Origin of the sequence: Rathayibacter tritici (assembly GCF_001641005.1) — a bacterium.
GTDB lineage: Bacteria > Actinomycetota > Actinomycetes > Actinomycetales > Microbacteriaceae > Rathayibacter > Rathayibacter tritici.
Map to the genome: position 1 here is coordinate 639,493 of NZ_CP015515.1, position 23,111 is coordinate 662,603.

The window sequence follows — 23,111 nt, forward strand, 5'->3', positions numbered from 1 at the left end:
ATACGTACACGAAACCCCCGCAAGTCCTCCTGTCCTCGTGCCGCCCCCGTGCGGCTTCCGGATGCGGATGCTTGCACCTAAGTCCTGAGGAGGACCCACAGTGGCTAAGGCCAAGTTCGAGCGGACCAAGCCGCACGTCAACATCGGAACCATCGGTCACGTCGACCACGGAAAGACCACTCTCACCGCGGCGATCTCGAAGGTTCTGGCGGACAAGTTCCCGTCCGCGACCAACGTCCAGCGTGACTTCGCATCGATCGACTCCGCTCCCGAGGAGCGCCAGCGCGGCATCACGATCAACATCTCGCACGTCGAGTACGAGACGCCGAAGCGCCACTACGCGCACGTCGACGCCCCCGGTCACGCCGACTACATCAAGAACATGATCACCGGCGCGGCTCAGATGGACGGCGCGATCCTCGTGGTCGCCGCCACCGATGGCCCGATGGCTCAGACCCGTGAGCACGTCCTCCTCGCCAAGCAGGTCGGCGTCCCCTACCTCCTCGTCGCGCTGAACAAGGCCGACATGGTGGACGACGAGGAGATCCTGGAGCTCGTCGAGCTCGAGGTCCGCGAGCTCCTCTCGTCGCAGGGCTTCCCCGGCGACGACGCTCCCGTCGTCCGCGTCTCCGGCCTCAAGGCTCTCGAGGGCGACGACACCTGGACCCAGTCGATCCTCGACCTGATGGACGCGGTTGACGAGTCCATTCCGGACCCGGTGCGCGATAAGGACAAGCCGTTCCTCATGCCGATCGAGGACGTCTTCACGATCACCGGTCGTGGAACCGTCGTCACCGGCCGTGCGGAGCGCGGCACCCTCGCTCTGAACTCCGAGGTCGAGATCGTCGGCATCCGTCCGACGCAGAAGACCACGGTCACCGGAATCGAGATGTTCCACAAGCAGCTCGACGAGGCCTGGGCCGGCGAGAACTGCGGTCTGCTCCTGCGCGGCACCAAGCGCGAGGATGTCGAGCGCGGCCAGGTCGTCGTCAAGCCGGGTTCGGTCACGCCGCACACGGACTTCGAGGGCACCGCGTACATCCTGTCCAAGGATGAGGGTGGGCGTCACAACCCGTTCTACGCGAACTACCGCCCGCAGTTCTACTTCCGCACCACCGACGTCACCGGCGTCATCACGCTGCCCGAGGGCACCGAGATGGTCATGCCCGGCGACACCACCGACATGACGGTCGCGCTGATCCAGCCGATCGCCATGGAGGAGGGCCTCGGCTTCGCCATCCGTGAGGGTGGACGCACCGTGGGTGCCGGTACGGTCACCAAGATCGTCAAGTAGGTCCGTCCTACCGATCTCGCGAGAGGGGTCGTCCGCTTCGTGCGGGCGGCCCCTCTCTTCGTTTCCGGGGTGAGGCGCGGCTAGCGTGGGTGCATGCCCTTCGTGAAGAGCGACCCGCGTGCCCGCCCGCAGTTCTTCGAGTGGGAGGCGGCCGGCCTCGACTGGCTGCGCGCGGCGGCCGGGGGAGTGGCCTGCGTCCCGGTGCTCACGGTGTCGCCCGGGCGGATCGAACTGGAGCAGATCCGCTCCGTCCGGCCCACACGGTCGGCAGCCCGGGAGTTCGGGGCGGCGCTGGCGCGCACGCACGAGGCGGGAGCGCCGGCATTCGGAGCCCCGCCCACCGGCTGGAGCGGGCCCGCCTACATCGGGCGGCGCGCCATGACGTGTCGGCCCGATTCCTCCTGGGGGCGCTTCTGGGCGGAGCAACGCGTGCGGCCGTTCCTCGGTCCGGCGGTGGACGCCGGGAATCTCTCCGCCACGGACGCGTCGACCGTCGAGCGCGCACTGGAGTTCGTGACGAGCGGGGTCTTCGACGACGGATCCGCACCCGCCCGGATCCACGGCGACCTCTGGACCGGCAATGTGCTGTGGTCGGGTGAGGGTGCTGTGATCGGCGCAGTGCTGATCGACCCCGCTGCCCACGGCGGCCATCGCGAGACCGACCTGGCGATGCTGGCCCTGTTCGGTACCGCGCACCTCGACGCCGTCCTTGAGGGCTACCACGAGCAGCATCCGCTCGCCGCCGGAGTCGAGGAGCGGATCCCCCTCCACCAGCTGCACCCGCTCGCCGTCCACGCTGCGGGCCACGGTCCCTCCTACGGGCGGGCGCTGGCGGACGCCGCAGCACGGGTGATCGCGCTGGCCCGCTGACCGGCGCGCCCGCACCGTTCCCCCAGGAGTGGCCGCCACACTGAGGCGCGCGCCGCCCTGTGCGCGTCGACAAGGAGGCATCATCGTGGATCTCGGGAAGCTCGGACGTCAGGCCGGCGAACTGCTGAACAGTCAGAAGACGCAGGACGCCCTGCACAGCGAGAAGGCGGAGCAGGTCTCGGATCAGGTGCTCGAGAAGACCAGCGAGATCGCGAGCCGCCTCACCAAGGGCACCTACGACGACCGCATTGAGGATCTCAAGCGCGAGGCCGACAAACGGGTCGGCGACGAGTAGCGGCGCGAGGCGAGTGCTCCCGCCCAGCGTCAAGCGGGTGCGGGCACCCGATCCGCCGTCCTATCGTCGAGTCGATGGCTGACACTCGCGCGCAACGACTCCGCAGGACCGACTCGAGCGGACGCGGCTACACCCGGGTGCGCGCGGGCTCCGGCTTCAGCTACCGCGAGCCGAAGGGCGCGACGGTCGCCGACCAGGAGCTTCGAGCCCGCTTCGACGCCCTCGGCATTCCGCCGGCCTGGAAGGACGTCTGGATCGCGCCGTACCCGAACGGCCACATCCAGGCCACGGGCGTCGACTCCGCCGGCCGGCGGCAGTACATCTACCACCCGACCTGGCGCGAGCAGAAGGATCGGATCAAGTTCGACCGGGCGCTCCGGCTCGCTGAGGCGCTTCCGGGCGCGCGACGAGCGGTGACCGTCGCCCTGCGCTCGGACGGGCCGAGCCGTGACCGTGCGCTCGCGACGGCCTTCAGGATGCTGGACACCGGCTCCCTCCGCGTCGGCAGTGAGCGGTACGCGAAGGAGCACGGCAGCATCGGCCTCTCGACTCTGCTCTGCTCGCACGCGAGCACCCACGGCGACCGGGTAGCGCTCGCCTTCCCCGGCAAGAGCCACCAGGCCTGGACGAGCGAGATCCTCGACCACGACCTTTCGCGCGTCGTCCGGGCTCTCAAACGCAGGGGGCCCAACGCTCGGCTGCTGGCCTGGAAGGACGGCCGGGAGTGGCGGCCGCTCTCGGCGCCCGAGATCAACGACTACGTGCGGGAGCGAGCGGGCGACGACTTCACGGCGAAGGACTTCCGCACACTCCACGGCACCGTGGCGGCCGCGATCAGTCTGGCGAAGTCCGGGCCGCAGACGACCCAGCGCGCCCGCACCTCCGCGATCGCCCAGGCGATGCGCGACGCGTCCGAGGTGCTCGGGAACACGCCCACCGTGGCCCGCGCGAGCTATGTCGATCCGCGTCTGCTGGACCACTTCCGGGCCGGCGAGACCATCGATCCGTCGCGTCTCGCCTCCGCCGAGACCGCAGTCAGAGCGCTCCTCTTCGAGTAGCCGCGGCGGAGGCCTCCGGTGCGACACGCCCGGGTTGCAGGGTCTGATGATGTGTGGGAGACTCTCCTAGTTCACAATTCCTTCTCCTGCGGCTTGTCGCTGAGAGGGGGACACTGCCAGGCAGTGCCGAGACCGCATCGCGGAGGCTCGACCCGAGAGGGCGGCCTCGCGGGTGCGACGTCGAGGCGGCGGGTAGCAGAACGACAACAACCGACATCTCAACGGGTTCTCCGTGCGTCGTGCGTTCTGCACGTCGATCGGAGCGCCCCGGATGCGGTGCTTTTGACAGAAGAACACTGGTTGCACGTTTCCGGGTCACCGGAGTTCCTTCGCGAGCGCGTCCAATGCGAGACGAGTCCGGTTCCGGCCGGGGGAGTCGCGTACGACGCAATAACAAGAGAGTGAGAGATCACACATGGCGGGACAGAAGATCCGCATCCGACTGAAGTCGTACGACCACGAGGTCATCGACACGTCGGCGCGCAAGATCGTCGACACGGTCACCCGTGCCGGTGCAACGGTCGTCGGCCCCGTGCCGCTGCCGACCGAGAAGAACGTGGTCTGCGTGATCCGTTCGCCCCACAAGTACAAGGACAGCCGCGAGCACTTCGAGATGCGCACCCACAAGCGCCTCATCGACATCATCGACCCGACGCCCAAGGCCGTCGACTCGCTCATGCGCCTCGACCTGCCGGCCGACGTCAACATCGAGATCAAGCTCTAAGGAGGAGTGCCACCATGTCTGTCACTGTTTCCCCCACGCTGAAGACCAGCAAGGGCCTCCTCGGCACCAAGCTCGGAATGACCCAGGTCTGGGACGAGAGCAACAAGCTCGTGCCGGTCACCGTCATCGAGATCAGCCCCAACGTCGTGACCCAGGTCCGCACGGAGGAGAAGGACGGCTACACCGCCGTCCAGCTCGCCGCCGGTGCGATCGACCCGCGCAAGGTGAACAAGCCCGCCGCCGGTCACTTCGACGCCGCGGGCGTCACCCCCCGCCGCCACCTCACCGAGGTCCGCACCTCGGATGCGAGCTCCTACTCGGCCGGCCAGGAGCTGACCGTGGACGCCGTCTTCGAGGCCGGCACCAAGGTCGACGTCGTCGGCACCAGCAAGGGCAAGGGCTTCGCCGGTGTGATGAAGCGTCACAACTTCAAGGGCGTCTCGGCGTCGCACGGTTCGCACCGCAACCACCGCAAGCCCGGCTCCATCGGTGCCTCCTCGACCCCCAGCCGCGTGTTCAAGGGCATGCGCATGGCCGGTCGCATGGGTGGCGAGCGCGTCACCGTGCTCAACCTCAAGGTGCACTCCGTCGACGCCGAGAAGGGTCTGCTGCTCGTCAAGGGCGCCGTCCCCGGTGCCCGCGGTCGCCTCGTGTTCGTTCGCAACGCCGTGAAGGGAGCGTAGTTCCATGGCTACCTCTGTCGACATCATCGACGTCAAGGGCCAGAAGGCGGGCTCGTTCGAGCTCCCCGCCGCGCTCTTCGACGTCCAGACCAACATCCCGCTGATCCACCAGGTCGTCGTGGCCCAGCTCGCTGCGGCGCGCCAGGGAACCCACAAGACGAAGAACCGCGGTGAGGTCTCCGGAGCCGGACGCAAGCCGTTCAAGCAGAAGGGAACCGGTCGCGCTCGTCAGGGCTCGATCCGCGCCCCGCATATGACCGGCGGTGGCGTGGTCCACGGACCGACCCCGCGCAGCTACGCGCAGCGGACCCCCAAGAAGATGATCGCCGCTGCCCTGCTCGGCGCTCTCTCCGACCGCGCCCGCGGTTCCCGCGTTCACGTGGTCGAGTCCCTCGCCCTCGGTGACACCCCGAAGACCAAGGATGCCCTCGTGCTGCTCGACGCCCTCTCGGTGTCGCGCAACGTCCTCGTGGTGCTCGAGCGTGACGACTACATCGCCGAGCTCTCGCTCCGCAATGTGCCGTTCGTGCACATCCTGCCGGCCGACCAGCTCAACGCGTACGACGTGCTCGTCTCCGACGACATCGTGTTCTCGAAGGGCGCGCTCGACGCGTTCATCGCGGCCAAGTCGGGCGTCGAGTCCAACGGAGCCGAGTCCAACAAGGAAGAGGTGAACGCATGAGCCAGTCCGCCGCGTTCAACAAGGACCCCCGCGACGTCATCATCTCCCCGGTGGTGTCGGAGAAGTCCTACGGCCTGATCGACGAGGGCAAGTACACCTTCGTGGTCGACCCGCGCTCGAACAAGACCGAGATCAAGCTCGCCATCGAGAAGATCTTCGGCGTCGAGGTCGCGTCGATCAACACGCTCAACCGTCAGGGCAAGACCCGCCGCACGAAGTTCGGCACCGGCAAGCGCAAGGACACCAAGCGCGCGATCGTCACGCTGAAGTCCGGCTCCATCGACATCTTCACGAGCGTCGGCTGAGCCGAAGAAGCGTAGAGGAAACAGACAATGGCTATTCGTAAGTACAAGCCCACGACCCCCGGTCGCCGCGGCTCCAGCGTTGCCGACTTCGCCGAGATCACCCGCTCGACGCCCGAGAAGTCGCTCCTGCGCCCGCTGTCCAAGACCGGTGGCCGCAACAACTCCGGCCGCATCACGACGCGACACATCGGTGGTGGCCACAAGCGCCAGTACCGTCTGATCGACTTCCGTCGCAACGACAAGGACGGCGTCAACGCCAAGGTCGCTCACATCGAGTACGACCCCAACCGCACGGCGCGCATCGCGCTGCTCCACTTCGTGGACGGCACGAAGCGCTACATCCTGGCCCCGAACAAGCTCTCGCAGGGCGACGTCGTGGAGTCGGGCGCCGGCGCCGACATCAAGCCCGGCAACAACCTGCCGCTGCGCAACATCCCGACCGGTACGGTCATCCACGCCATCGAGATCAAGCCGGGAGGCGGCGCCAAGCTCGCCCGCTCGGCCGGCACCTCGGTGCGCCTCGTCGCCAAGGACGGCCCCTACGCGCAGCTGCGCCTGCCGTCCGGCGAGATCCGCAACGTCGACGCGCGCTGCCGCGCCACGATCGGCGAGGTCGGCAACGCCGAGCAGTCGAACATCAACTGGGGCAAGGCCGGCCGTATGCGCTGGAAGGGCGTGCGCCCGACGGTCCGCGGTGTCGCGATGAACCCCGTCGACCACCCGCACGGTGGTGGAGAGGGCAAGACCTCCGGTGGTCGCCACCCGGTCAGCCCGTGGGGTCAGTCCGAGGGACGCACCCGTCGCCCCAACAAGGAGAGCGACAAGCTCATCGTTCGCCGCCGCACCGCCGGCAAGAAGCGCAAGTAGCTTCGGAAGCAGAGAAGGAACGCGTAGAAGATGCCTCGCAGTCTCAAGAAGGGCCCCTTCGTTGACGACCACCTGCTTCGCAAGGTGTTCACGGCCAACGAAGCCGGCAACAAGAACGTCATCAAGACCTGGTCGCGCCGCTCGATGATCATCCCGGCGATGCTGGGACACACCATTGCGGTCCACGACGGTCGCAAGCACATCCCCGTGTTCGTGACCGAGACCATGGTCGGCCACAAGCTCGGCGAGTTCGCCCCCACTCGGACCTTCCGCGGTCACGAGAAGGACGACAAGAAGGGCCGTCGTCGCTAACGCGGCGACGAGAAGGAGGAGAGAAATGGTGGAGTCGATCGCACGCGTGCGACACATCCGCGTCACCCCCCAGAAGGCTCGCCGTGTCGTGAACCTGATCCGCGGCAAGCAGGCTCAGGAGGCACTGGCCATCCTGAAGTTCGCGCCGCAGGGCGCGTCGGAGCCCGTCTACAAGCTCGTCGCCTCGGCGATGGCCAACGCTCGTGTCAAGGCCGATGCCTCGAACGAGTACCTCGACGACCAGGACCTGTTCGTGTCCCGCGCCTTCGTCGATGAGGGAACCACCCTCAAGCGATTCCAGCCCCGTGCTCAGGGTCGTGCCTTCCGCATCAACAAGCGCACCAGCCACATCACCGTCGTGCTGGCCACTCCTGAGGAGGGGACCAAGTAATGGGTCAGAAAGTAAACCCCTACGGTTTCCGTCTGGGAATCACCACCGACCACGTGTCGCGCTGGTTCTCCGACAGCACCAAGAAGGGCCAGCGGTACAGCGACTACCTCGCTGAGGACGTCAAGATCCGCCGACTCCTCGCCACGCAGCTCGATCGTGCGGGCGTCGCCCGCATCGAGATCGAGCGCACCCGTGACCGCGTCCGCGTCGACATTCACACCGCCCGCCCGGGCATCGTGATCGGTCGCCGCGGCGCCGAGGCCGAGCGCATCCGCGCGGACCTCGAGAAGCTCACGGGCAAGCAGATTCAGCTCAACATCCTCGAGGTCAAGAACCCCGAGGCCGAGGCGCAGCTGGTCGCCCAGGGCATCGCGGAGCAGCTCTCCGCCCGTGTGGCCTTCCGCCGCGCGATGCGGAAGGGCCTGCAGGGCGCCCAGCGCGCCGGCGCCAAGGGCGTCCGCATCCAGGTCTCCGGCCGCCTCGGCGGCGCCGAGATGAGCCGTTCGGAGTTCTACCGCGAGGGACGCGTACCGCTGCACACCCTCCGCGCGAACATCGACTACGGCTTCTACGAGGCGAAGACCACCTTCGGCCGTATCGGAGTGAAGGTCTGGATCTACAAGGGCGACATCACCAACAAGGAGCTCGCCCGCGAGCAGGCGAACAGCAAGTCGTCGCGCCCCGAGCGCAGCGACCGTCCGCGCCGTGCACCCCGCCAGCAGAGCGAGGCGCCCGTCGCAGCAGGAGTTGAGGCATAACCATGTTGATTCCGCGTCGAGTCAAGTACCGCAAGCAGCACCACCCGGGCCGCACCGGCCAGGCCACCGGTGGCACCAAGGTGTCATTCGGTGAGTTCGGCATTCAGGCCCTCACCCCCGCCTACGTGACCAACCGTCAGATCGAGTCCGCTCGTATCGCGATGACGCGTCATATCAAGCGCGGCGGAAAGGTGTGGATCAACATCTATCCCGACCGTCCGCTGACCAAGAAGCCCGCCGAGACCCGCATGGGTTCCGGTAAGGGTTCGCCGGAGTGGTGGGTCGCGAACGTCAAGCCGGGTCGCGTCCTCTTCGAGGTCGCCGGCGTCGACGAGCAGCTCGCTCGTGAGGCCATGACCCGTGCCATCCACAAGCTGCCCCTCAAGGCACGCATCATCAAGCGCGAGGAGGGAGACGCGTAATGGCGATCGGATCCAAGGAGCTCGCCCCCGCCGAGCTCGACACCTTCGAGGACGAGCGTCTCGTCACGGAGCTGAAGAAGGCCAAGGAAGAGCTGTTCAACCTCCGCTTCCAGTCGGCCACCGGCCAGCTGGACACGACCGGCCGCCTGCGTGCGGTCAAGCGCGACATTGCCCGCATCTACACGGTCATCCGTGAGCGCGAGCTGGGCATCCGCGCCACCCCTGCACCCGTCGAGGCCCCGGCCAAGGCGGAGAAGAAGCCCAAGACCAAGAAGGCCGTCAAGGCCGAGGTCGAGGCGACCGAGCCGACCGAGGAGGCCAAGTAATGGCAACCGTCAGTGACACCGCCGGCCACGAGTCGGCCGCCCACGACGTCAAGCAGGAGGGCGCTCGCGGCTACCGCAAGACCCGCCGCGGCTACGTCACCAGCGACAAGATGGACAAGACCATCACCGTCGAGGTCGAGGACCGCGTCAAGCACCCGCTCTACGGCAAGGTCATCCGCCGGACCTCGAAGGTCAAGGCTCACGACGAGCTGAACACCGCGGGAATCGGCGACCTCGTCGTCATCAGCGAGACCCGTCCCCTCAGCGCCTCCAAGCGCTGGCGCCTGGTCGAGATCCTCGAGAAGGCCAAGTAGGCCGCGGCCTACTTGAGTTAGCAGGAGAGACACATGCTTCAGCAAGAATCCCGAGTGAAGGTCGCCGATAACACCGGCGCCAAGGAACTCCTCACGATCCGCGTTCTCGGTGGCTCCGGCCGCCGCTACGCCGGTCTCGGTGACATCATCGTCGCCACCGTTAAGGACGCGATCCCCGGTGGCAACGTCAAGAAGGGCGATGTGGTCAAGGCCGTCATCGTCCGTACCGTCAAGCAGACCCGTCGCCCCGACGGCTCGTACATCAAGTTCGACGAGAACGCGGCCGTCATCCTCAAGAACGACGGGGACCCCCGTGGCACCCGCATCTTCGGGCCGGTCGGTCGCGAACTCCGCGACAAGAAGTTCATGAAGATCGTCTCGCTGGCACCGGAGGTTATCTAGTCATGGCCAAGATCAAAAAGGGTGACCTCGTTCAGGTCATCTCGGGAGCGACCCAGGCCCGCGGCGGAGACCGCGGCAAGCAGGGCACCGTCCTCGAGGTGCTGGTCGAGCGCAACCGCGTCGTCGTCCAGGGCGTGAACTTCGTGAAGAAGCACACCCGCGTCGGCCAGTCGCAGCGCGGCTCGAAGGAGGGCGGCATCGAGACCGTCGAGGCTTCGATCCACATCTCCAACGTCGCGCTCGTCGACCCGAAGACCAAGAAGCCGACCCGGGTCGGCCACCGCAACGTGGCCGTTACCAAGGACGGCGTGACCAAGACCGTTCGCGTGCGCTACGCGAAGGCGTCGGGTGAGGAACTGTAATGACTGACACCACCGCAGTGGCTGCGAAGGTTCAGCCGCGGCTCAAGGCCAAGTACCAGGCCGACATCATCCCCGCTCTCAAGGAGCAGTTCGGTTTCGGCAACGTCCACCAGGTCCCCGGCCTGGTCAAGGTCGTCGTCAACACCGGCGTGGGTGAGGCGGCCCGCGATGGCAAGATCATCGACGGCGCCATCAAGGACCTCACCGCGATCACCGGCCAGAAGCCTCAGGTCACCAAGGCCCGCAAGTCCATCGCGCAGTTCAAGCTGCGCGAGGGCCAGGCGATCGGCGCGCACGTCACCCTCCGCGGCGACCGCGCGTGGGAGTTCCTGGACCGTCTGCTCTCGGTCGCGCTGCCGCGCATCCGCGACTTCCGCGGTCTCTCGGACCGCCAGTTCGACGGCAACGGTAACTACACCTTCGGCATCACGGAACAGTCGATCTTTCACGAGATCGACCAGGACCGCATCGACCGCGTCCGCGGCTTCGACGTGACCGTCGTGACCACCGCCAAGACCGACGATGAAGGTCGCGCGCTGCTCAAGCAGCTGGGCTTCCCGTTCAAGTCCTCGGACAACGCGTAAGCAATAAGCCTCGAGGCCGGGGGGCGGTGAGAACCGCCCTCCGGCCTCGTCGTGCGTCCGCGGCCGGCGCGGGTCACTCCGCCCGGCTGCAGCGCGAAGCCCGCGGACTCCGTGCACGATCGGCCCTCGACCGCAGGACCTCGGCCATGTATCATGGCTCGTTGGCCTGCGTTCGCGCGGCCGCATGGGCGTCGACGTCGTCGGCGCCGTCCCGCACCACAGGTCGTCACTCTTGTAAAGGGTGCCGAAACCAGGCGAGAAAGGCACCATCAGCCATGACCATGACTGATCCGGTCGCAGATCTGCTGACCAGAATCCGTAACGCGAACTCCGCGCACCACGACTCCATCACTCTCCCGGGCTCGAAGCTCAAGGCGAACATCGCCGAGATCCTCAAGACCGAGGGCTACATCGCCGACTGGAAGGTCGAGGAGGCGCGCGTCGGCACGACGCTCTCCATCTCCCTCAAGTACGGCCCCAACCGCGAGCGCTCGATCGCCGGCATCAAGCGGGTCTCGAAGCCCGGACTGCGCGTGTACGCGAAGTCGGCCGAGATCCCCACCGTGCTCGGTGGCCTCGGCGTCGCCATCCTGTCCACCTCGAGCGGTCTGCTGACCGACCGCCAGGCCGAGAAGAAGGGCGTGGGTGGGGAAGTCCTCGCCTACGTGTGGTAACCCCTCATGTCGCGTATTGGAAGACTCCCCATCGAGATCCCGGCGGGCGTCGACGTCTCCGTCGCCGGATCCGCTGTGACCGTCAAGGGCCCCAAGGGCGAGCTGACCGTGCCGGTCGCCAGCCCCATCGAGGTCTCCGTCGAGAACGGCCAGGTGCTGGTCTCGCGTCCCGACGACGAGCGCGAGTCGCGTTCGCTCCACGGCCTCACCCGCACGCTCATCGCCAACGACATCATCGGTGTCACGCAGGGCTACTCCAAGGGCCTCGAGGTCGTGGGAACCGGTTACCGCGTGCTGGCGAAGGGCTCGGACATCGAGTTCGCGCTCGGCTTCTCGCACCCGGTCGTCGTCACCCCGCCCGCGGGCATCTCGTTCACGGTCGAGGGCAACAACAAGCTCACCGTGCACGGCATCTCGAAGCAGGCCGTCGGTGAGGTAGCCGCCAACATTCGTAAGATCCGCAAGCCCGAGCCCTACAAGGGCAAGGGCGTGCGCTACGCCGGCGAGGTCGTTCGCCGCAAGGCCGGAAAGAGCGGTAAGTGATCATGGGACTCGGAACCAGAGGAAAGAGCAAGTCCGCTGCGCGCGGTCGTCGTCACGACCGTCTGCGCAAGAAGGTCGTCGGATCCGCCGAGCGCCCCCGCCTCGTCGTCAATCGCTCGGCCCGCCACGTCTTCGTGCAGATCGTCGACGACGCGCAGGGCCGCACCCTCGTGTCGGCGTCGACCCTCGAGGCCGACCTGCGCGTGTTCGACGGTGACAAGACCGCCAAGGCCCGCAAGGTCGGCGAGCTCGTCGCCGAGCGCGCCAAGAACGCCGGTGTCGAGGCGGTCGTCTTCGACCGCGGAGGCAACAAGTACGCCGGTCGCGTTGCCGCGATCGCCGATGGAGCACGAGAGGCAGGGCTCAACCTGTGAGCGCCGCAGAGAACAAGGAACCCGAGGTCGCCGCTGTGTCGGAGGCCCCCGTCGAGACCGCTGCGTCCACGCAGCCGCAGCAGGAGGCTCGTGAGCCCCGCCGCGGCGGCCGCGACCGCAACCAGGGAGGCCGCGACCGTGGTGGCCGTGACTCCGAGAAGAGCCAGTTCCTCGAGCGCGTGGTGACCATCAACCGCGTGTCGAAGGTCGTCAAGGGCGGTCGTCGTTTCAGCTTCACCGCACTCGTGGTCGTCGGAGACGGCAACGGACTGGTGGGCGTCGGCTACGGCAAGGCCCGCGAGGTCCCGACCGCCATCTCCAAGGGCGTCGAGGAGGCGAAGAAGAACTTCTTCCGCGTTCCCCGCGTCGGCTTGACGATCCCGCACCCCGTGCAGGGTGAGGCCGCCGCCGGTGTGGTGCTCCTGCGCCCCGCCGCCGCGGGTACCGGCGTCATCGCCGGTGGTCCCGTGCGTGCCGTCCTCGAGTGCGCCGGCATCCACGACGTCCTGAGCAAGTCGCTCGGCTCGTCGAACACCATCAACATCGTCCACGCGACCGTCGAGGCTCTTCAGCAGCTCGAGGAGCCGCGCGCCGTCGCCGCTCGTCGTGGTCTCGACTTCGATCAGGTCGCGCCGGCCCGTCTCGTCCGTGCCGAGGCCGACGCCCTCGCCGCCGCGTCCACCGCGAAGGCAGGTTCCTGATGGCTCAGCTCAAGGTGACCCAGATCAAGTCGAAGGTCAGCGAGAAGCAGTACCAGCGCGATACGCTGCGCTCGCTCGGCCTCAGGAAGATCGGTCAGAGCGTGGTCCGCGAGGACAACGCCCAGAACCGTGGATACGTGAAGACCGTCGCCCACCTGGTGAAGGTCGAGGAGATTGACTAATGGCTGAGACGAACAACGCCGCCGCGGAGTCCACGACTTCCGCGCCGACGTCCACCACGAAGGGCGCGGCGGCGCCGGCGACCAGGGAGCACGTGCTCAAGGTCCACCACCTCCGCCCCGCTGCCGGAGCCAAGAAGGCCAAGACCCGTGTGGGTCGCGGTGAGGGCTCCAAGGGCAAGACCGCGGGACGCGGCACCAAGGGCAGCAAGGCCCGTTACACGGTGCGCATCGGCTTCGAGGGCGGGCAGATGCCGCTGCACATGCGCACCCCGAAGCTCCGCGGCTTCAAGAACCCGTTCCGGGTCGAGTACCAGGTCGTCAACCTGTCCGCTCTCTCGGCGCTCTACCCCCAGGGGGGTGACGTCACCATCGGCGACCTGGTCGCCAAGGGTGCCGTGCGCAAGAACGAGAAGGTCAAAGTTCTCGGGGACGGCGACATTGCGGTTAAGCTGAACGTCGCGGTCGACAAGGTCTCCAGCTCTGCGGAGCAGAAGATCGTCGCTGCGGGCGGATCCATCAAGTAGCACCAGCAGCTTGTCGGTCGAGCTTGCCACGCCGACTCCCTCCGGGAGCGCGTGGCAAGCTCGACCTGTATCCCGCACCACAGAATTGAGCAGGAGACCTTAGGTAGTGTTTGGCGCCGTTGCGCGGATCTTCCGCACCCCCGACCTCCGCCGCAAGATCGGCTTCACCCTCGCGATCGTGGCGATCTTCCGGCTGGGATCCTTCATCCCTGCTCCGTTCGTCAGCTTCAGCGCCGTGCAGGCCTGTCTCGCCGGCAACCAGGGCACCTCGGGTCTTTACGAACTCGTGAACCTGTTCAGCGGTGGAGCCCTGCTCCAGCTGTCGATCTTCGCGCTCGGGATCATGCCGTACATCACGGCGTCGATCATCGTGCAGCTGCTACGCGTGGTCATTCCGCACTTCGAGACGCTGTACAAGGAGGGGCAGTCCGGTCAGGGCAAGCTCACCCAGTACACGCGCTACCTCACCATCGCGCTCGGTGTCCTCCAGTCGACGACGCTGATCACCGTCGCCCGCTCGGGTGCGCTCTTCGGCAACTCCGGTGTGCCGGAGTGCTCGGCGCTCATCATCACCGACGAGTGGTACTCCATCCTGCTCATGGTCGTCACGATGACCGCGGGCACCGGCATCATCATGTGGATGGGCGAGCTCATCACCGAGCGCGGCATCGGCAACGGCATGTCGCTGCTGATCTTCACCTCGATCGCCGCCCAGTTCCCCACCTCGCTCTGGTCGATCGCGCAGTCCCGCGGCTTCGAGACCTTCCTCCTCGTTCTCGGCGTGGGCCTCGTGCTCGTGGTCGCTGTGGTCTTCGTGGAGCAGTCGCAGCGGCGGATCCCCGTGCAGTACGCCAAGCGGATGGTCGGCAGGCGCACCTACGGCGGCAACAACACGTACATCCCGATCAAGGTCAACATGGCCGGCGTCGTGCCCGTCATCTTCGCCTCGTCGCTGCTGTACCTGCCCGCGCTGATCGCGCAGTTCAACCAGCCCGCCGCGGGTCAGGAGGCGCCGGTCTGGGTCACCTGGATCACGAACTACCTCACCAAGGGCGACCACCCGCTCTACATGGCGCTGTACTTCCTCCTGATCGTCGGATTCACGTATTTCTACGTCGCGATCACCTTCAACCCGGACGAGGTCGCCGACAACATGAAGCGCTACGGCGGCTTCATCCCCGGCATCCGCGCCGGCCGCCCGACCGCCGAGTACCTGAACTACGTGCTCACTCGCGTGACACTGCCCGGATCGGTCTATCTGGGCCTGATCGCGCTCGTGCCCCTCGTGGCGCTGGCGCTCGTCGGCGCCAACCAGAACTTCCCCTTCGGCGGAACGTCCATCCTGATCATCGTCGGAGTCGGCCTGGAGACGGTGAAGCAAATCGACTCCCAGCTGCAGCAGCGCCACTACGAAGGACTCCTCCGATGACGTCGCACCCGATCGGCTTCCGTCTCCTGCTGATCGGCCCGCCCGGTGCAGGCAAGGGGACCCAGGCCGCTCGGCTGAGCGACATCCTGAAGGTGCCGGCGATCTCGACCGGCGACATCTTCCGCGCCAACGTCGCGAACGAGACGGAGCTCGGGCTCCAGGCGAAGGCCTACCTCGACGCCGGCCGCTACGTCCCGGACGAGCTCACCAACGCGATCGTGCACGACCGCCTGCAGGAGGCGGACGCGTCAACGGGCTTCCTGCTCGACGGCTACCCGCGCACGACGGAACAGGTCGACGAGCTCGACCGCATCCTGGCCGCCGACGACAACCGACTCGACGCGGTTGTCCAGCTCACGGCCGACCCCGACGAGGTCGTCGGCCGCCTGCTCAAGCGCTCGCTCGAGCAGGGCCGCAGCGACGACACGGAGGACGTCATCCGTCGCCGTCTTGCGCTCTACGAGGAGCAGACGGCGCCCCTGATCGATGTCTACGCCGCTCGCGGGCTCGTCGTCGTGGTCGACGGTCTCGGCCCGGTCGATGAGGTGACCGAGCGGATCGTCGTCGCGCTCGAGGGCCACCGGGTGAGCCGTCTCGATTCGCCGGCCGCCTGAGCCGTGGCACTGCGTTCCTCCCTGTACAAAACGCCCGCGCAGCTGCGGGCGATGCTCGCGCCAGGCCTGGCCACCGCGGCCTCACTGGAGGCAGTGCGCGTCGCGATCCGGCCGGGCGTGACCACGCTCGAACTCGACGCGGTCGCGGAGGCCGCGATCCTCGAGCACGGCGGCCACTCGAATTTCCAGCTCGTCCCGGGCTATCGGCACACGATCTGCGCGTCGGTGAACGACGAGGTGGTCCACGGGATCCCCGGCGGGCGCGTCCTCGAACCGGGCGACATCGTCTCGATCGACAGCGGTGCCGAGATCGACGGCTGGAACGGCGACTCGGCGATGACGCTCGTGCTGCCCGATCCGACCCGTCCTGAGGAGGTCGCCGCGCGCGCCGAGCTCTCGCGGGTCACCGAGGGATCGCTGTGGCGCGGCATCGCCGCCCTCGCCTCCGCCCGGCACCTCAACGAGGTGGGCGCGGCGATCGAGGAGTACATCGAGGACGAGGCCGAACGCTCGGGCCGCGTCTACGGCATCCTCACCGACTACATCGGCCACGGCATCGGCCGCACGATGCACGAGGCGCCGCCGGTGTTCAACTACCGGGTGCGCCAGCGCGGACCCGAGGTGAAGCCGGGCCTCGTCGTCGCGATCGAGCCGATGGTGACCGCCGGCAGCGCCGAGACCGTCGTCCGGGAGGACGAGTGGACCGTCGCGACCGAGGACGGCAGCACGGCCGCCCACTGGGAGCACTCGGTCGCCGTGCACCGCGACGGTATCTGGGTCACCACACTCGCCGACGGCGGCGCGGCCGGCCTCGCCCCCTACGGGATCGTGCCCACGCCCGTCGCCTAGAGCGACGGGGAGCAGGAGTTCACCCTCGCGACACCTCCGTCCAGATCAGGAGTGGAGTCGGCTAGCTGTCGATCACCCGCACCAGCTCCTCAATGAAGCCGCCGAAGTCGGTGGAGCGGCGGATCAGGCGCTGCACCTCCGCCCGGTCGGCGAACACCTCGACGAACTGGTCGAACACCGACTGGAATGTGCTGCGGCCGGCCGAGGCGAACGCGATCATCGCGATGACGTTCACACGCTGCTCGCCCCACTCCATCGCCGTGTCGTTGATCACGATCGCGATGGAGGTCCGGCGGGCGCTCATCGCCATCGCGTGCGGCACGGCGAGATTGTCGGTGAAGGCGGTCGAACTCATCCGTTCCCGCTCGATGGCGCCGTCGACGTAGTCCTCGTCGATGATGCCGTCGGCGACCATCCGCCCGCCCAGCATCCGAATCATCGCCGCTTCGTCGCGGGCGTGCACGTTGCGGAAGAACAGCGACTCATCGAAGAAGTGCAGCAGCTCGTCCTTGATCTGCGCGCGGCGGCGATGCCGGCGCACGCGGGCGATCGCACGGCGCACTGCCTCCACATCGTGATCGGTGAGGAACGGCTGCACGAGCACCACATCGTCGGAGGAAGGGCGCTCGTCGATCGTGGTGATCACGAGGTCGGCGGTGAGCCGGCCCCACTCGACGTCGCTCCGGGTGATCAGGGAGCGGACCTCGACCTCGGTACCGAGTGAGCGCTCGACGCGCAGCCGGAGCATGTGCGCGAGGTCGTAGTAGCTAGGGCACACGATCACGCAGGACAACCGCTCCTCGCGCCGCGACACCCGCTCGAGGAAGGAGCCGACGTGCAGGGCGATGTAGGCGATCTCGTCCTCGTTCACCGCGATCCCGCGCCGTCGCTGCAGTCCGCTCGCCAGGAACACGGCGATCTCGTACGTCATCGGATAACTGGTCTTGATGGAGCGGGTGAGCGGATTGCGGGAGTAGCCGCCCTCGGAGGCGCGCGCGACCAGGTTCCGCACGTGCAGGGCGAGGCGGACGATGAAGCCCTCGTCGTCGAGATCGACCAGGTATTCGCGGTTCACCTCGGCCACGAGGTCGCGGACGACGGTCAGGTCCCCGGGGTCGAGGTAGTTCTCGACCACGGCGGCGACCGGTTCATTGTGGCCCGGAGTCGCTACGCGTGTGGTCATCAGGATCGCGAGCTGCGCGAGCTCGGCGTCGGTCAGGCGCGTGGCGAAGTGCCGCTCCACCAGCTCGGCCAAGAGCTCGGCGAGCTCGCCGTGGATCGCGGGGGAGGGCCGGGCGCCGGCGGGGTCGCGGATGCCGCGGGCGACCCGGTCGACGGCGATCGCGATGTGCAGGAGGACGCTGTTCACTCCGTAGTCGTTGATGTAGTAGCCGCGACTGTCGAGCTCGGCCAGAAGCTCGGTTGTGAAGGCACCCAGGCCGGGGGAGGCGAACTCCCGCTGCACGTCGTCGAGCGTGAAGACGCCCTGCGCGCTCTCGTCGCGGAACAGGCGCGAGATCAGGCGTCGGTGCGCCTCCTCGCTGCCCTCCAGGCGGACCGACGGGCCACGGCGGACCAGCGAGAGGCCCGCCTCGTCGGCGAGTGTTTTCACCCGGCGGAGGTCGGCGTCGACGGTCGACTCGCTCACGGAGAGCGCAGCGGCGAGGGCGGAGACGTCCAGGCCCCCGTCCGAGTCGACCAGGCGGCGGACGATGCTGTAGAGCCGGTCGCGCGGAGTGTCGGGCTCGATGTCGCGGTTGCGCTGCGCCTCCAGATACGCCGCGTACGCCTCACGGGCCAGCCGGTAGCCGTTCGCCGAGGACTCGACCGGCTCCAGGGGCGCGGCCTGCGCCTTCACCGCGGTGACGTAGCTGCGGACGCTGCGCGTGGTCACGCCGAGCCGGTCGGCGAGCTCGTGTGCCGTCACCCAGCCGTCGGCGCGGGAGAGGTACTCCAGCAGTCGGTCGCGGTTATCAGGCATCAGGCTCCAGGCGTACGGTTCAGGTCGGGGCCAGCACGTGCCACGACCTGCCCGCGGGCTCGCAGGACGCGGGCGGCGAATCGTGCGTTCCGCCAGTCAATCATCACGGCGACGCGCCAGGGAGCCCCCGCGCCGCGGGCGGTCGGGGCGGCTTTCCGCCCCCGCGGAAGATTTTCTGCTGGAGCGTGCCGTACCTCTTTCGGGATGCTTGGATGGGTCACGACCCGGACGCGAGGAGGCGAACGAGGTGCGAAGAATCCTGATCGTCTGCGGTGCAGGCGCATCGAGCACGTTCCTGGCCCACCGGCTGCGAGCGGGCGCCAAGGAGCGCGGCATGGGTGCTGAGTTCCGCTCCGAGACCCTCACCGGTCTCGAGCACTCGCTCCCCGAGGCGGACGTCCTCCTCGTGGGGCCGCACCTCGAGTCGCAGTTCGACGGGCTCCGCCAGCGCGCGGAGCTCATGGGAGCCGCGGCCGCTCTCCTCCCTCCGGATGTCTTCGGAGCGCACGGTGCCGATGCCGTGCTCGAGACCCTGCCCGTCCTCTTCGCCGCTCGCGCGGTCGTCGCAGGTGCGGACACGGACTCCTCCACCCGCCCGGTCCGCCCGGGCGAGCCCGACTCCGGGCACCACTGATGCAGTCGCGACTGCAGGATCAAGGAGAAACGTTCATGGTCGAGCGCACCGTGCAGGTTGCATCGTCGAAGGGCCTTCACGCCCGCCCCGCCTCGCTGTTCAGCCAGGCAGCGGCCAAATCGGGTCAGAAAGTCTTGATCGCGAAGGGCGACGCGACTCCGGTCAACGCCGCGTCGATCCTCGGGATCATCTCGCTCGGCATCGAGCACGGCGACGAGCTCACCGTGAGCGTCGAGGGCGAGAACGAGCAGGCCGTCCTGGACGAGCTCGCGACCTTCCTCACCACGGATCACGATGCGTGACGGTGTGCGCGCCGCGTAGCGTCGCGCACAGCGTCGCGCAAGGCGGCAGCCCTGCGCGACGCAGAGCGTCGCGAAAGGCGGCAGCCCCGGCGCACACGGCGCCGGCAGCCACGGCAGCCCCGACAACGCACCGGCGACCCTCAATGGGTCGCACCCCGTCCCTGCTAAACCGCACCACTGAGCCCCCACCCCCACCCCCCACCCTCGCCCCCCGCCCCCACCGCCCTCCCCTCCCACCCCCTCCTCCCGCCCGAGCGCCGCACGACAGGAACGAGCACCCATGACGCTGTCCACTCCTCAGACCGCTTACGCCTCTGCCAAACTTCAGGGCACCGGAGTGGGGCGCGGGTTGGCCCTCGGGCCGGTCCTGCGCATGCCGGAGCCGCTTCCCGAGCCCGAGGACACCGCCAGCACCCGCAGCGTCGCGCAGGAGGAGGAGCGCGCCGTCTCCTCGCTCTCCGCCACCGCTGCGACCATTCGGCACCGCGGCGAGCGCGCCGGCGGTTCGGCAAAGGATGTGCTCGATGCCCAGGCGCTGATGGCCGAGGACCCGTCCCTCGCGGACGACGTCAAGGCGCGGATCGCCGGCGGGAAGACTGCGGAGCGCGCGGTGCACGAGGCCTTCGCCGGTTTCCGTGATCTGCTCGTCGCGATGGGCGGCTACATGGCCGAGCGCGCGACCGATCTCGACGACGTCTCGCAGCGCGTCGTCGCGCACTTGCGCGGGGTCGCCGCTCCCGGTGTTCCGGAGTCCGACGAGCCGTTCGTGCTCGTCGCCCGCGACCTCGCTCCGGCCGACACGGCCCTGCTCGACCTGGACAAGGTGCTCGGCCTGATCACCAGCGACGGCGGCCCCACCTCGCACACGGCGATCCTCGCCCGCGAGAAGTCGATCACCGCCATCGTCGGCACCACCGGCGCTCTTGACCTGCGCGACGGCCAGCTCGTCATCCTCGACGCCACCTCCGGCGTCGTGACCGTGAACCCCTCCGACGCCGAGATCGGCGCGGCGAAGTCCTCGATTGCCGAGCGCGCCGAGATGCTCGCCGCCCCGGTCGTCCCGGGGGCGCTGGCGGACGGCCACGCCGTGCCGCTGCTCGCGAACCTCGGCTCGGCCGACGGCGCCGAGAACGCCGTCGAGCTGGGAGCGGAAGGGGTGGGCCTCTTCCGCACCGAGTTCCTCTTCCTCGACGCGAAGCAGGCACCGACGGTCGCTGAGCAGGCGGAGCAGTACACGCGCCTGCTCGCGGCGTTCCCGGGTCGCAAAGTGGTCGTCCGCGCCCTCGATGCGGGCGCCGACAAACCGCTCAGCTTCCTCAACGACGACCACGAGGAGAATCCGGCGCTCGGGCTCCGCGGACTGCGCGCACTGCGCGCTAGCGAGCAGATTCTCCGCGACCAGCTCACCGCGCTGGCTCAGGCCGACGCCGCGACCGATGCTGATCTCTGGGTGATGGCGCCGATGGTCGCGACCGTCGATGAGACCCGTTACTTCACCTCGATGGCGCGGGAACTCGGCATCCGCACCGCCGGCGTGATGGTGGAGGTGCCCTCCTCCGCTCTGCTCGCCGACCGGATCCTCGGAGTCGCCGATTTCGCCTCGATCGGCACCAACGACCTGACGCAGTACACGCTCGCCGCCGACCGCATGCTCGGCACGGTCTCGGCGTTCCAGGACCCGTGGCACCCGGCCGTCCTCCGCCTCGTCGGCGAAGTCGGCCGCGCGGGAGCGGCACTGGGCAAGCCCGTCGGAATCTGCGGCGAGGCCGCCGCCGACCCGCTGCTCGCTGTGGTCCTCGTCGGCCTCGGCGCGACGACCCTCTCGATGTCGCCGTCGGCCCTCGCCGACGTCCGAGCTGAGCTGGCCGAGCACACCTTCGACGACGCGAAACGGTACGCGGAGCTCGCTCTCGCGGCCGACAGCGCCGCCGACGCCCGCTCCGCGGTCACCGAGGCGATCGCCGCTTCCTGACCGCGGATCACCAGACCCACCCCCCTGCACCACCCCGCCATTCGGGAGCCGGGCCGCCTCAGGAGCGTCCCGGTCGCCCACCCCTAGAAATCGGAGAAACACCACATGACAACGACGTCAGCGACGTCGACGCGCGGTGGAGCGCGCGTCCACGTCCAGCGCTTCGGCACCTTCCTCTCGGGAATGGTCATGCCGAACATCGCGGCCTTCATCGCCTGGGGCTTCATCACGGCCCTCTTCATCCAGACCGGATGGCTCCCGCTGCTCGGTATCGACGCCACCTGGGTCCAGCAGTTCGGCGGCTGGAGCACAGACCCCGACGTGGTCAACACCGGCCTCGTCGCCCCGATGATCACCTACCTCCTTCCGCTGCTCATCGCGAACACCGGTGGCCGGATGGTGTACGGCGCCCGCGGAGGCGTGGTCGGCACGATCGCGACCATGGGCGTCATCGTCGGCGCCGGCATCCCGATGTTCATCGGCGCCATGATCATGGGCCCGCTGTCGGCGTGGCTGATGAAGAAGGTCGACTCGATCTGGGACGGCAAGATCAAGCCCGGCTTCGAGATGCTGGTCAACAACTTCTCCGCCGGAATCCTCGGCCTGATCCTCGCGCTGCTCGCCTTCGCAGGCGTCGCTCCGCTCGTCGTCGGCCTCTCGACCGCGCTCGGAGCGGGCGTGGAGTTCTTGGTCAACGCGGGCCTGCTCCCGCTGACCTCGCTCTTCATCGAGCCGGCGAAGATCCTCTTCCTCAACAACGCCATCAACCACGGCATTCTCACCCCGCTCGGTGTGCAGCAGGCGGAGGAGGCGGGCAAGTCCTACCTCTTCCTCCTCGAGGCCAACCCCGGCCCCGGCATGGGCGTGCTCCTGGCCTTCGCGTTCTTCGGTGTGGGCGCCGCACGCGCCTCGGCTCCCGGCGCAGCGATCATCCACTTCATCGGCGGCATCCACGAGATCTACTTCCCGTACGTGCTGATGAAGCCGGCCCTGCTCGCGGCCGTCATCCTCGGCGGTGCCACCGGTGTCGCGACGAACGTCGCGTTCAACTCCGGCCTGCGTGCCCCCGCCTCGCCCGGCTCGATCATCGCGGTGCTGTTGCAGACTGCGAACGACAGCTTCCTCGGCGTGATCCTCTCGGTGATTCTCGCGACCGCCGTGTCCTTCCTGGTGGCCTCGGTCATCATCCGGGCCGGCCGCAAGCGCGACCTCACCGCGGAGGAGGAGGGCGACGACAAGCTCGCCGCCGCGGTCGCCGCGAACGAGGCCAACAAGGGCAAGGAGAGCGCCGTCGGCTCGCTCATCAACGCTCGCGGCGCGAACGCCCCGCAGGACTCCTCCGGCGCCTCGACCGCGGGGGCCACGGCCACTGCGACCCAGGTCCGCAGCATCGTTTTCGCCTGCGACGCCGGAATGGGCTCCTCCGCGATGGGTGCCTCCGTGCTGCGGAACAAAATGAAGAAGGCGGGCTACGAGGACGTCACGGTCACCAACAAGGCGATCGCCGCTCTCGAGGACGACGTGGACCTGGTCATCACTCAGGCCGAGCTCACGGAGCGCGCCCGCCAGCGCACCCCGGGCGCGATCCACGTCTCCGTCGACAACTTCATGAACAGCCCGAAGTACGACGAGGTCGTCTCGCTGGTCGCGGAGCAGCACGGCAAGTAGTACGCCACCAACTCG

Annotated in this window: 32 protein-coding genes; 31 read left to right on the forward strand and 1 reads right to left on the reverse strand. The window is 68.1% G+C overall.

All coding sequences use genetic code 11. The features are described 5' to 3' along the window. Positions 1 to 100 precede the first annotated feature (100 nt). The 27 genes from tuf (at position 101) to map (ending at position 16,539) form a co-directional block, all read left to right on the forward strand. Positions 101 to 1,294 (forward strand): elongation factor Tu, encoded by a 1,194-nt coding sequence (gene tuf, locus A6122_RS02955; protein ID WP_068251449.1) that lies wholly within the window; start codon positions 101 to 103, stop codon positions 1,292 to 1,294. A gap of 93 nt (positions 1,295 to 1,387) precedes the next feature. Next, positions 1,388 to 2,164, forward strand: a complete 777-nt coding sequence (locus A6122_RS02960) for a fructosamine kinase family protein (protein WP_068251451.1) — start codon at positions 1,388 to 1,390, stop codon at positions 2,162 to 2,164. Between the two features lie 85 nt (positions 2,165 to 2,249). Then, positions 2,250 to 2,459, forward strand: coding sequence for an Rv0909 family putative TA system antitoxin (locus tag A6122_RS02965; protein ID WP_084415776.1), 210 nt, complete (start codon positions 2,250 to 2,252; stop codon positions 2,457 to 2,459). A 74-nt stretch (positions 2,460 to 2,533) separates the two neighbouring features. Further along, the gene (locus A6122_RS02970) at positions 2,534 to 3,517 is read left to right on the forward strand and encodes a DNA topoisomerase IB (protein ID WP_068251454.1); all 984 of its coding nucleotides are present in this window, start codon (positions 2,534 to 2,536) and stop codon (positions 3,515 to 3,517) included. A gap of 415 nt (positions 3,518 to 3,932) precedes the next feature. Next, positions 3,933 to 4,241: a 30S ribosomal protein S10 gene (gene rpsJ / locus A6122_RS02975; protein WP_005050520.1), complete on the forward strand. Its 309-nt coding sequence runs from the start codon at positions 3,933 to 3,935 to the stop codon at positions 4,239 to 4,241. Positions 4,242 to 4,255: 14 nt separating this feature from the next. Next, a complete protein-coding gene (gene rplC, locus A6122_RS02980) occupies positions 4,256 to 4,924 on the forward strand; it encodes a 50S ribosomal protein L3 (protein WP_068251456.1) in 669 nt (222 codons plus the stop codon). A gap of 4 nt (positions 4,925 to 4,928) precedes the next feature. Continuing rightward, the gene (gene rplD, locus A6122_RS02985; protein ID WP_068251459.1) at positions 4,929 to 5,606 is read left to right on the forward strand and encodes a 50S ribosomal protein L4; all 678 of its coding nucleotides are present in this window, start codon (positions 4,929 to 4,931) and stop codon (positions 5,604 to 5,606) included. Next, positions 5,603 to 5,911, forward strand: coding sequence for a 50S ribosomal protein L23 (gene rplW, locus A6122_RS02990; protein WP_068209445.1), 309 nt, complete (start codon positions 5,603 to 5,605; stop codon positions 5,909 to 5,911). The genes rplD and rplW overlap by 4 nt, the downstream gene beginning before the upstream one ends. Positions 5,912 to 5,938: 27 nt before the next feature. Next, the gene (gene rplB, locus A6122_RS02995; protein ID WP_068251462.1) at positions 5,939 to 6,778 is read left to right on the forward strand and encodes a 50S ribosomal protein L2; all 840 of its coding nucleotides are present in this window, start codon (positions 5,939 to 5,941) and stop codon (positions 6,776 to 6,778) included. A gap of 30 nt (positions 6,779 to 6,808) precedes the next feature. Then, positions 6,809 to 7,090: a 30S ribosomal protein S19 gene (gene rpsS / locus A6122_RS03000; protein ID WP_055787078.1), complete on the forward strand. Its 282-nt coding sequence runs from the start codon at positions 6,809 to 6,811 to the stop codon at positions 7,088 to 7,090. A gap of 25 nt (positions 7,091 to 7,115) precedes the next feature. Further along, complete coding sequence (gene rplV / locus A6122_RS03005; RefSeq protein WP_082480979.1) at positions 7,116 to 7,481, forward strand: 50S ribosomal protein L22; 366 nt, start codon at positions 7,116 to 7,118, stop codon at positions 7,479 to 7,481. After that, a complete protein-coding gene (rpsC, locus tag A6122_RS03010; protein WP_068209439.1) occupies positions 7,481 to 8,239 on the forward strand; it encodes a 30S ribosomal protein S3 in 759 nt (252 codons plus the stop codon). Before rplV ends, rpsC begins: the two co-directional genes overlap by 1 nt. Positions 8,240 to 8,241: 2 nt before the next feature. Beyond that, the gene (gene rplP / locus A6122_RS03015) at positions 8,242 to 8,661 is read left to right on the forward strand and encodes a 50S ribosomal protein L16 (RefSeq protein ID WP_068251465.1); all 420 of its coding nucleotides are present in this window, start codon (positions 8,242 to 8,244) and stop codon (positions 8,659 to 8,661) included. Continuing rightward, positions 8,661 to 8,987, forward strand: a complete 327-nt coding sequence (gene rpmC / locus A6122_RS03020) for a 50S ribosomal protein L29 (RefSeq protein ID WP_068251468.1) — start codon at positions 8,661 to 8,663, stop codon at positions 8,985 to 8,987. The genes rplP and rpmC overlap by 1 nt, the downstream gene beginning before the upstream one ends. Further along, the gene (gene rpsQ / locus A6122_RS03025) at positions 8,987 to 9,301 is read left to right on the forward strand and encodes a 30S ribosomal protein S17 (RefSeq protein WP_068251471.1); all 315 of its coding nucleotides are present in this window, start codon (positions 8,987 to 8,989) and stop codon (positions 9,299 to 9,301) included. The genes rpmC and rpsQ overlap by 1 nt, the downstream gene beginning before the upstream one ends. Before the next feature lie 33 nt (positions 9,302 to 9,334). Then, positions 9,335 to 9,703, forward strand: coding sequence for a 50S ribosomal protein L14 (gene rplN / locus A6122_RS03030; protein WP_055787095.1), 369 nt, complete (start codon positions 9,335 to 9,337; stop codon positions 9,701 to 9,703). Positions 9,704 to 9,705: 2 nt separating this feature from the next. After that, on the forward strand, positions 9,706 to 10,065 hold the full coding sequence (gene rplX, locus A6122_RS03035; RefSeq protein WP_068251474.1) for a 50S ribosomal protein L24: 360 nt from the start codon (positions 9,706 to 9,708) through the stop codon (positions 10,063 to 10,065). Further along, on the forward strand, positions 10,065 to 10,649 hold the full coding sequence (gene rplE / locus A6122_RS03040; RefSeq protein WP_068251477.1) for a 50S ribosomal protein L5: 585 nt from the start codon (positions 10,065 to 10,067) through the stop codon (positions 10,647 to 10,649). Before rplX ends, rplE begins: the two co-directional genes overlap by 1 nt. A 275-nt stretch (positions 10,650 to 10,924) precedes the next feature. Then, a complete protein-coding gene (rpsH, locus tag A6122_RS03045) occupies positions 10,925 to 11,323 on the forward strand; it encodes a 30S ribosomal protein S8 (protein ID WP_068209423.1) in 399 nt (132 codons plus the stop codon). Between the two features lie 6 nt (positions 11,324 to 11,329). After that, positions 11,330 to 11,866 (forward strand): 50S ribosomal protein L6, encoded by a 537-nt coding sequence (gene rplF / locus A6122_RS03050; protein ID WP_068251480.1) that lies wholly within the window; start codon positions 11,330 to 11,332, stop codon positions 11,864 to 11,866. Between the two features lie 2 nt (positions 11,867 to 11,868). Continuing rightward, positions 11,869 to 12,240: a 50S ribosomal protein L18 gene (gene rplR / locus A6122_RS03055; protein WP_068256930.1), complete on the forward strand. Its 372-nt coding sequence runs from the start codon at positions 11,869 to 11,871 to the stop codon at positions 12,238 to 12,240. Further along, complete coding sequence (gene rpsE / locus A6122_RS03060; RefSeq protein ID WP_068251483.1) at positions 12,237 to 12,941, forward strand: 30S ribosomal protein S5; 705 nt, start codon at positions 12,237 to 12,239, stop codon at positions 12,939 to 12,941. Before rplR ends, rpsE begins: the two co-directional genes overlap by 4 nt. Then, complete coding sequence (gene rpmD, locus A6122_RS03065; RefSeq protein ID WP_181024623.1) at positions 12,941 to 13,123, forward strand: 50S ribosomal protein L30; 183 nt, start codon at positions 12,941 to 12,943, stop codon at positions 13,121 to 13,123. The genes rpsE and rpmD overlap by 1 nt, the downstream gene beginning before the upstream one ends. After that, complete coding sequence (gene rplO / locus A6122_RS03070) at positions 13,123 to 13,647, forward strand: 50S ribosomal protein L15 (protein ID WP_084415777.1); 525 nt, start codon at positions 13,123 to 13,125, stop codon at positions 13,645 to 13,647. The genes rpmD and rplO overlap by 1 nt, the downstream gene beginning before the upstream one ends. A gap of 106 nt (positions 13,648 to 13,753) precedes the next feature. After that, positions 13,754 to 15,076, forward strand: coding sequence for a preprotein translocase subunit SecY (gene secY / locus A6122_RS03075; protein WP_068251486.1), 1,323 nt, complete (start codon positions 13,754 to 13,756; stop codon positions 15,074 to 15,076). Further along, on the forward strand, positions 15,073 to 15,690 hold the full coding sequence (locus A6122_RS03080) for an adenylate kinase (RefSeq protein WP_068251488.1): 618 nt from the start codon (positions 15,073 to 15,075) through the stop codon (positions 15,688 to 15,690). The genes secY and A6122_RS03080 overlap by 4 nt, the downstream gene beginning before the upstream one ends. Before the next feature lie 3 nt (positions 15,691 to 15,693). Beyond that, positions 15,694 to 16,539 carry a type I methionyl aminopeptidase gene (gene map, locus A6122_RS03085; RefSeq protein ID WP_084415778.1) on the forward strand — a complete coding sequence of 282 codons (846 nt, stop codon included), beginning with the start codon at positions 15,694 to 15,696 and terminating at the stop codon, positions 16,537 to 16,539. Positions 16,540 to 16,600: 61 nt separating this feature from the next. Here map and A6122_RS03090 read toward each other — a convergent pair whose 3' ends face one another. Then, positions 16,601 to 18,520, reverse strand: coding sequence for a BglG family transcription antiterminator (locus tag A6122_RS03090; RefSeq protein WP_068251491.1), 1,920 nt, complete (start codon positions 18,518 to 18,520; stop codon positions 16,601 to 16,603). 247 nt (positions 18,521 to 18,767) lie between these two features. Between A6122_RS03090 and A6122_RS16910 the strand changes: the two genes are divergently transcribed. From A6122_RS16910 to A6122_RS03110, 4 genes are all read left to right on the forward strand, one after another. Continuing rightward, complete coding sequence (locus A6122_RS16910) at positions 18,768 to 19,154, forward strand: PTS sugar transporter subunit IIB (RefSeq protein ID WP_167542335.1); 387 nt, start codon at positions 18,768 to 18,770, stop codon at positions 19,152 to 19,154. Between the two features lie 35 nt (positions 19,155 to 19,189). Continuing rightward, positions 19,190 to 19,456, forward strand: a complete 267-nt coding sequence (locus tag A6122_RS03100; protein WP_068251497.1) for an HPr family phosphocarrier protein — start codon at positions 19,190 to 19,192, stop codon at positions 19,454 to 19,456. Between the two features lie 373 nt (positions 19,457 to 19,829). Next, complete coding sequence (gene ptsP / locus A6122_RS03105; RefSeq protein ID WP_068256936.1) at positions 19,830 to 21,428, forward strand: phosphoenolpyruvate--protein phosphotransferase; 1,599 nt, start codon at positions 19,830 to 19,832, stop codon at positions 21,426 to 21,428. Positions 21,429 to 21,533: 105 nt separating this feature from the next. After that, positions 21,534 to 23,096 (forward strand): PTS mannitol transporter subunit IIBC, encoded by a 1,563-nt coding sequence (locus A6122_RS03110; protein WP_068251500.1) that lies wholly within the window; start codon positions 21,534 to 21,536, stop codon positions 23,094 to 23,096. The last annotated feature ends 15 nt before the right edge of the window (positions 23,097 to 23,111 follow it).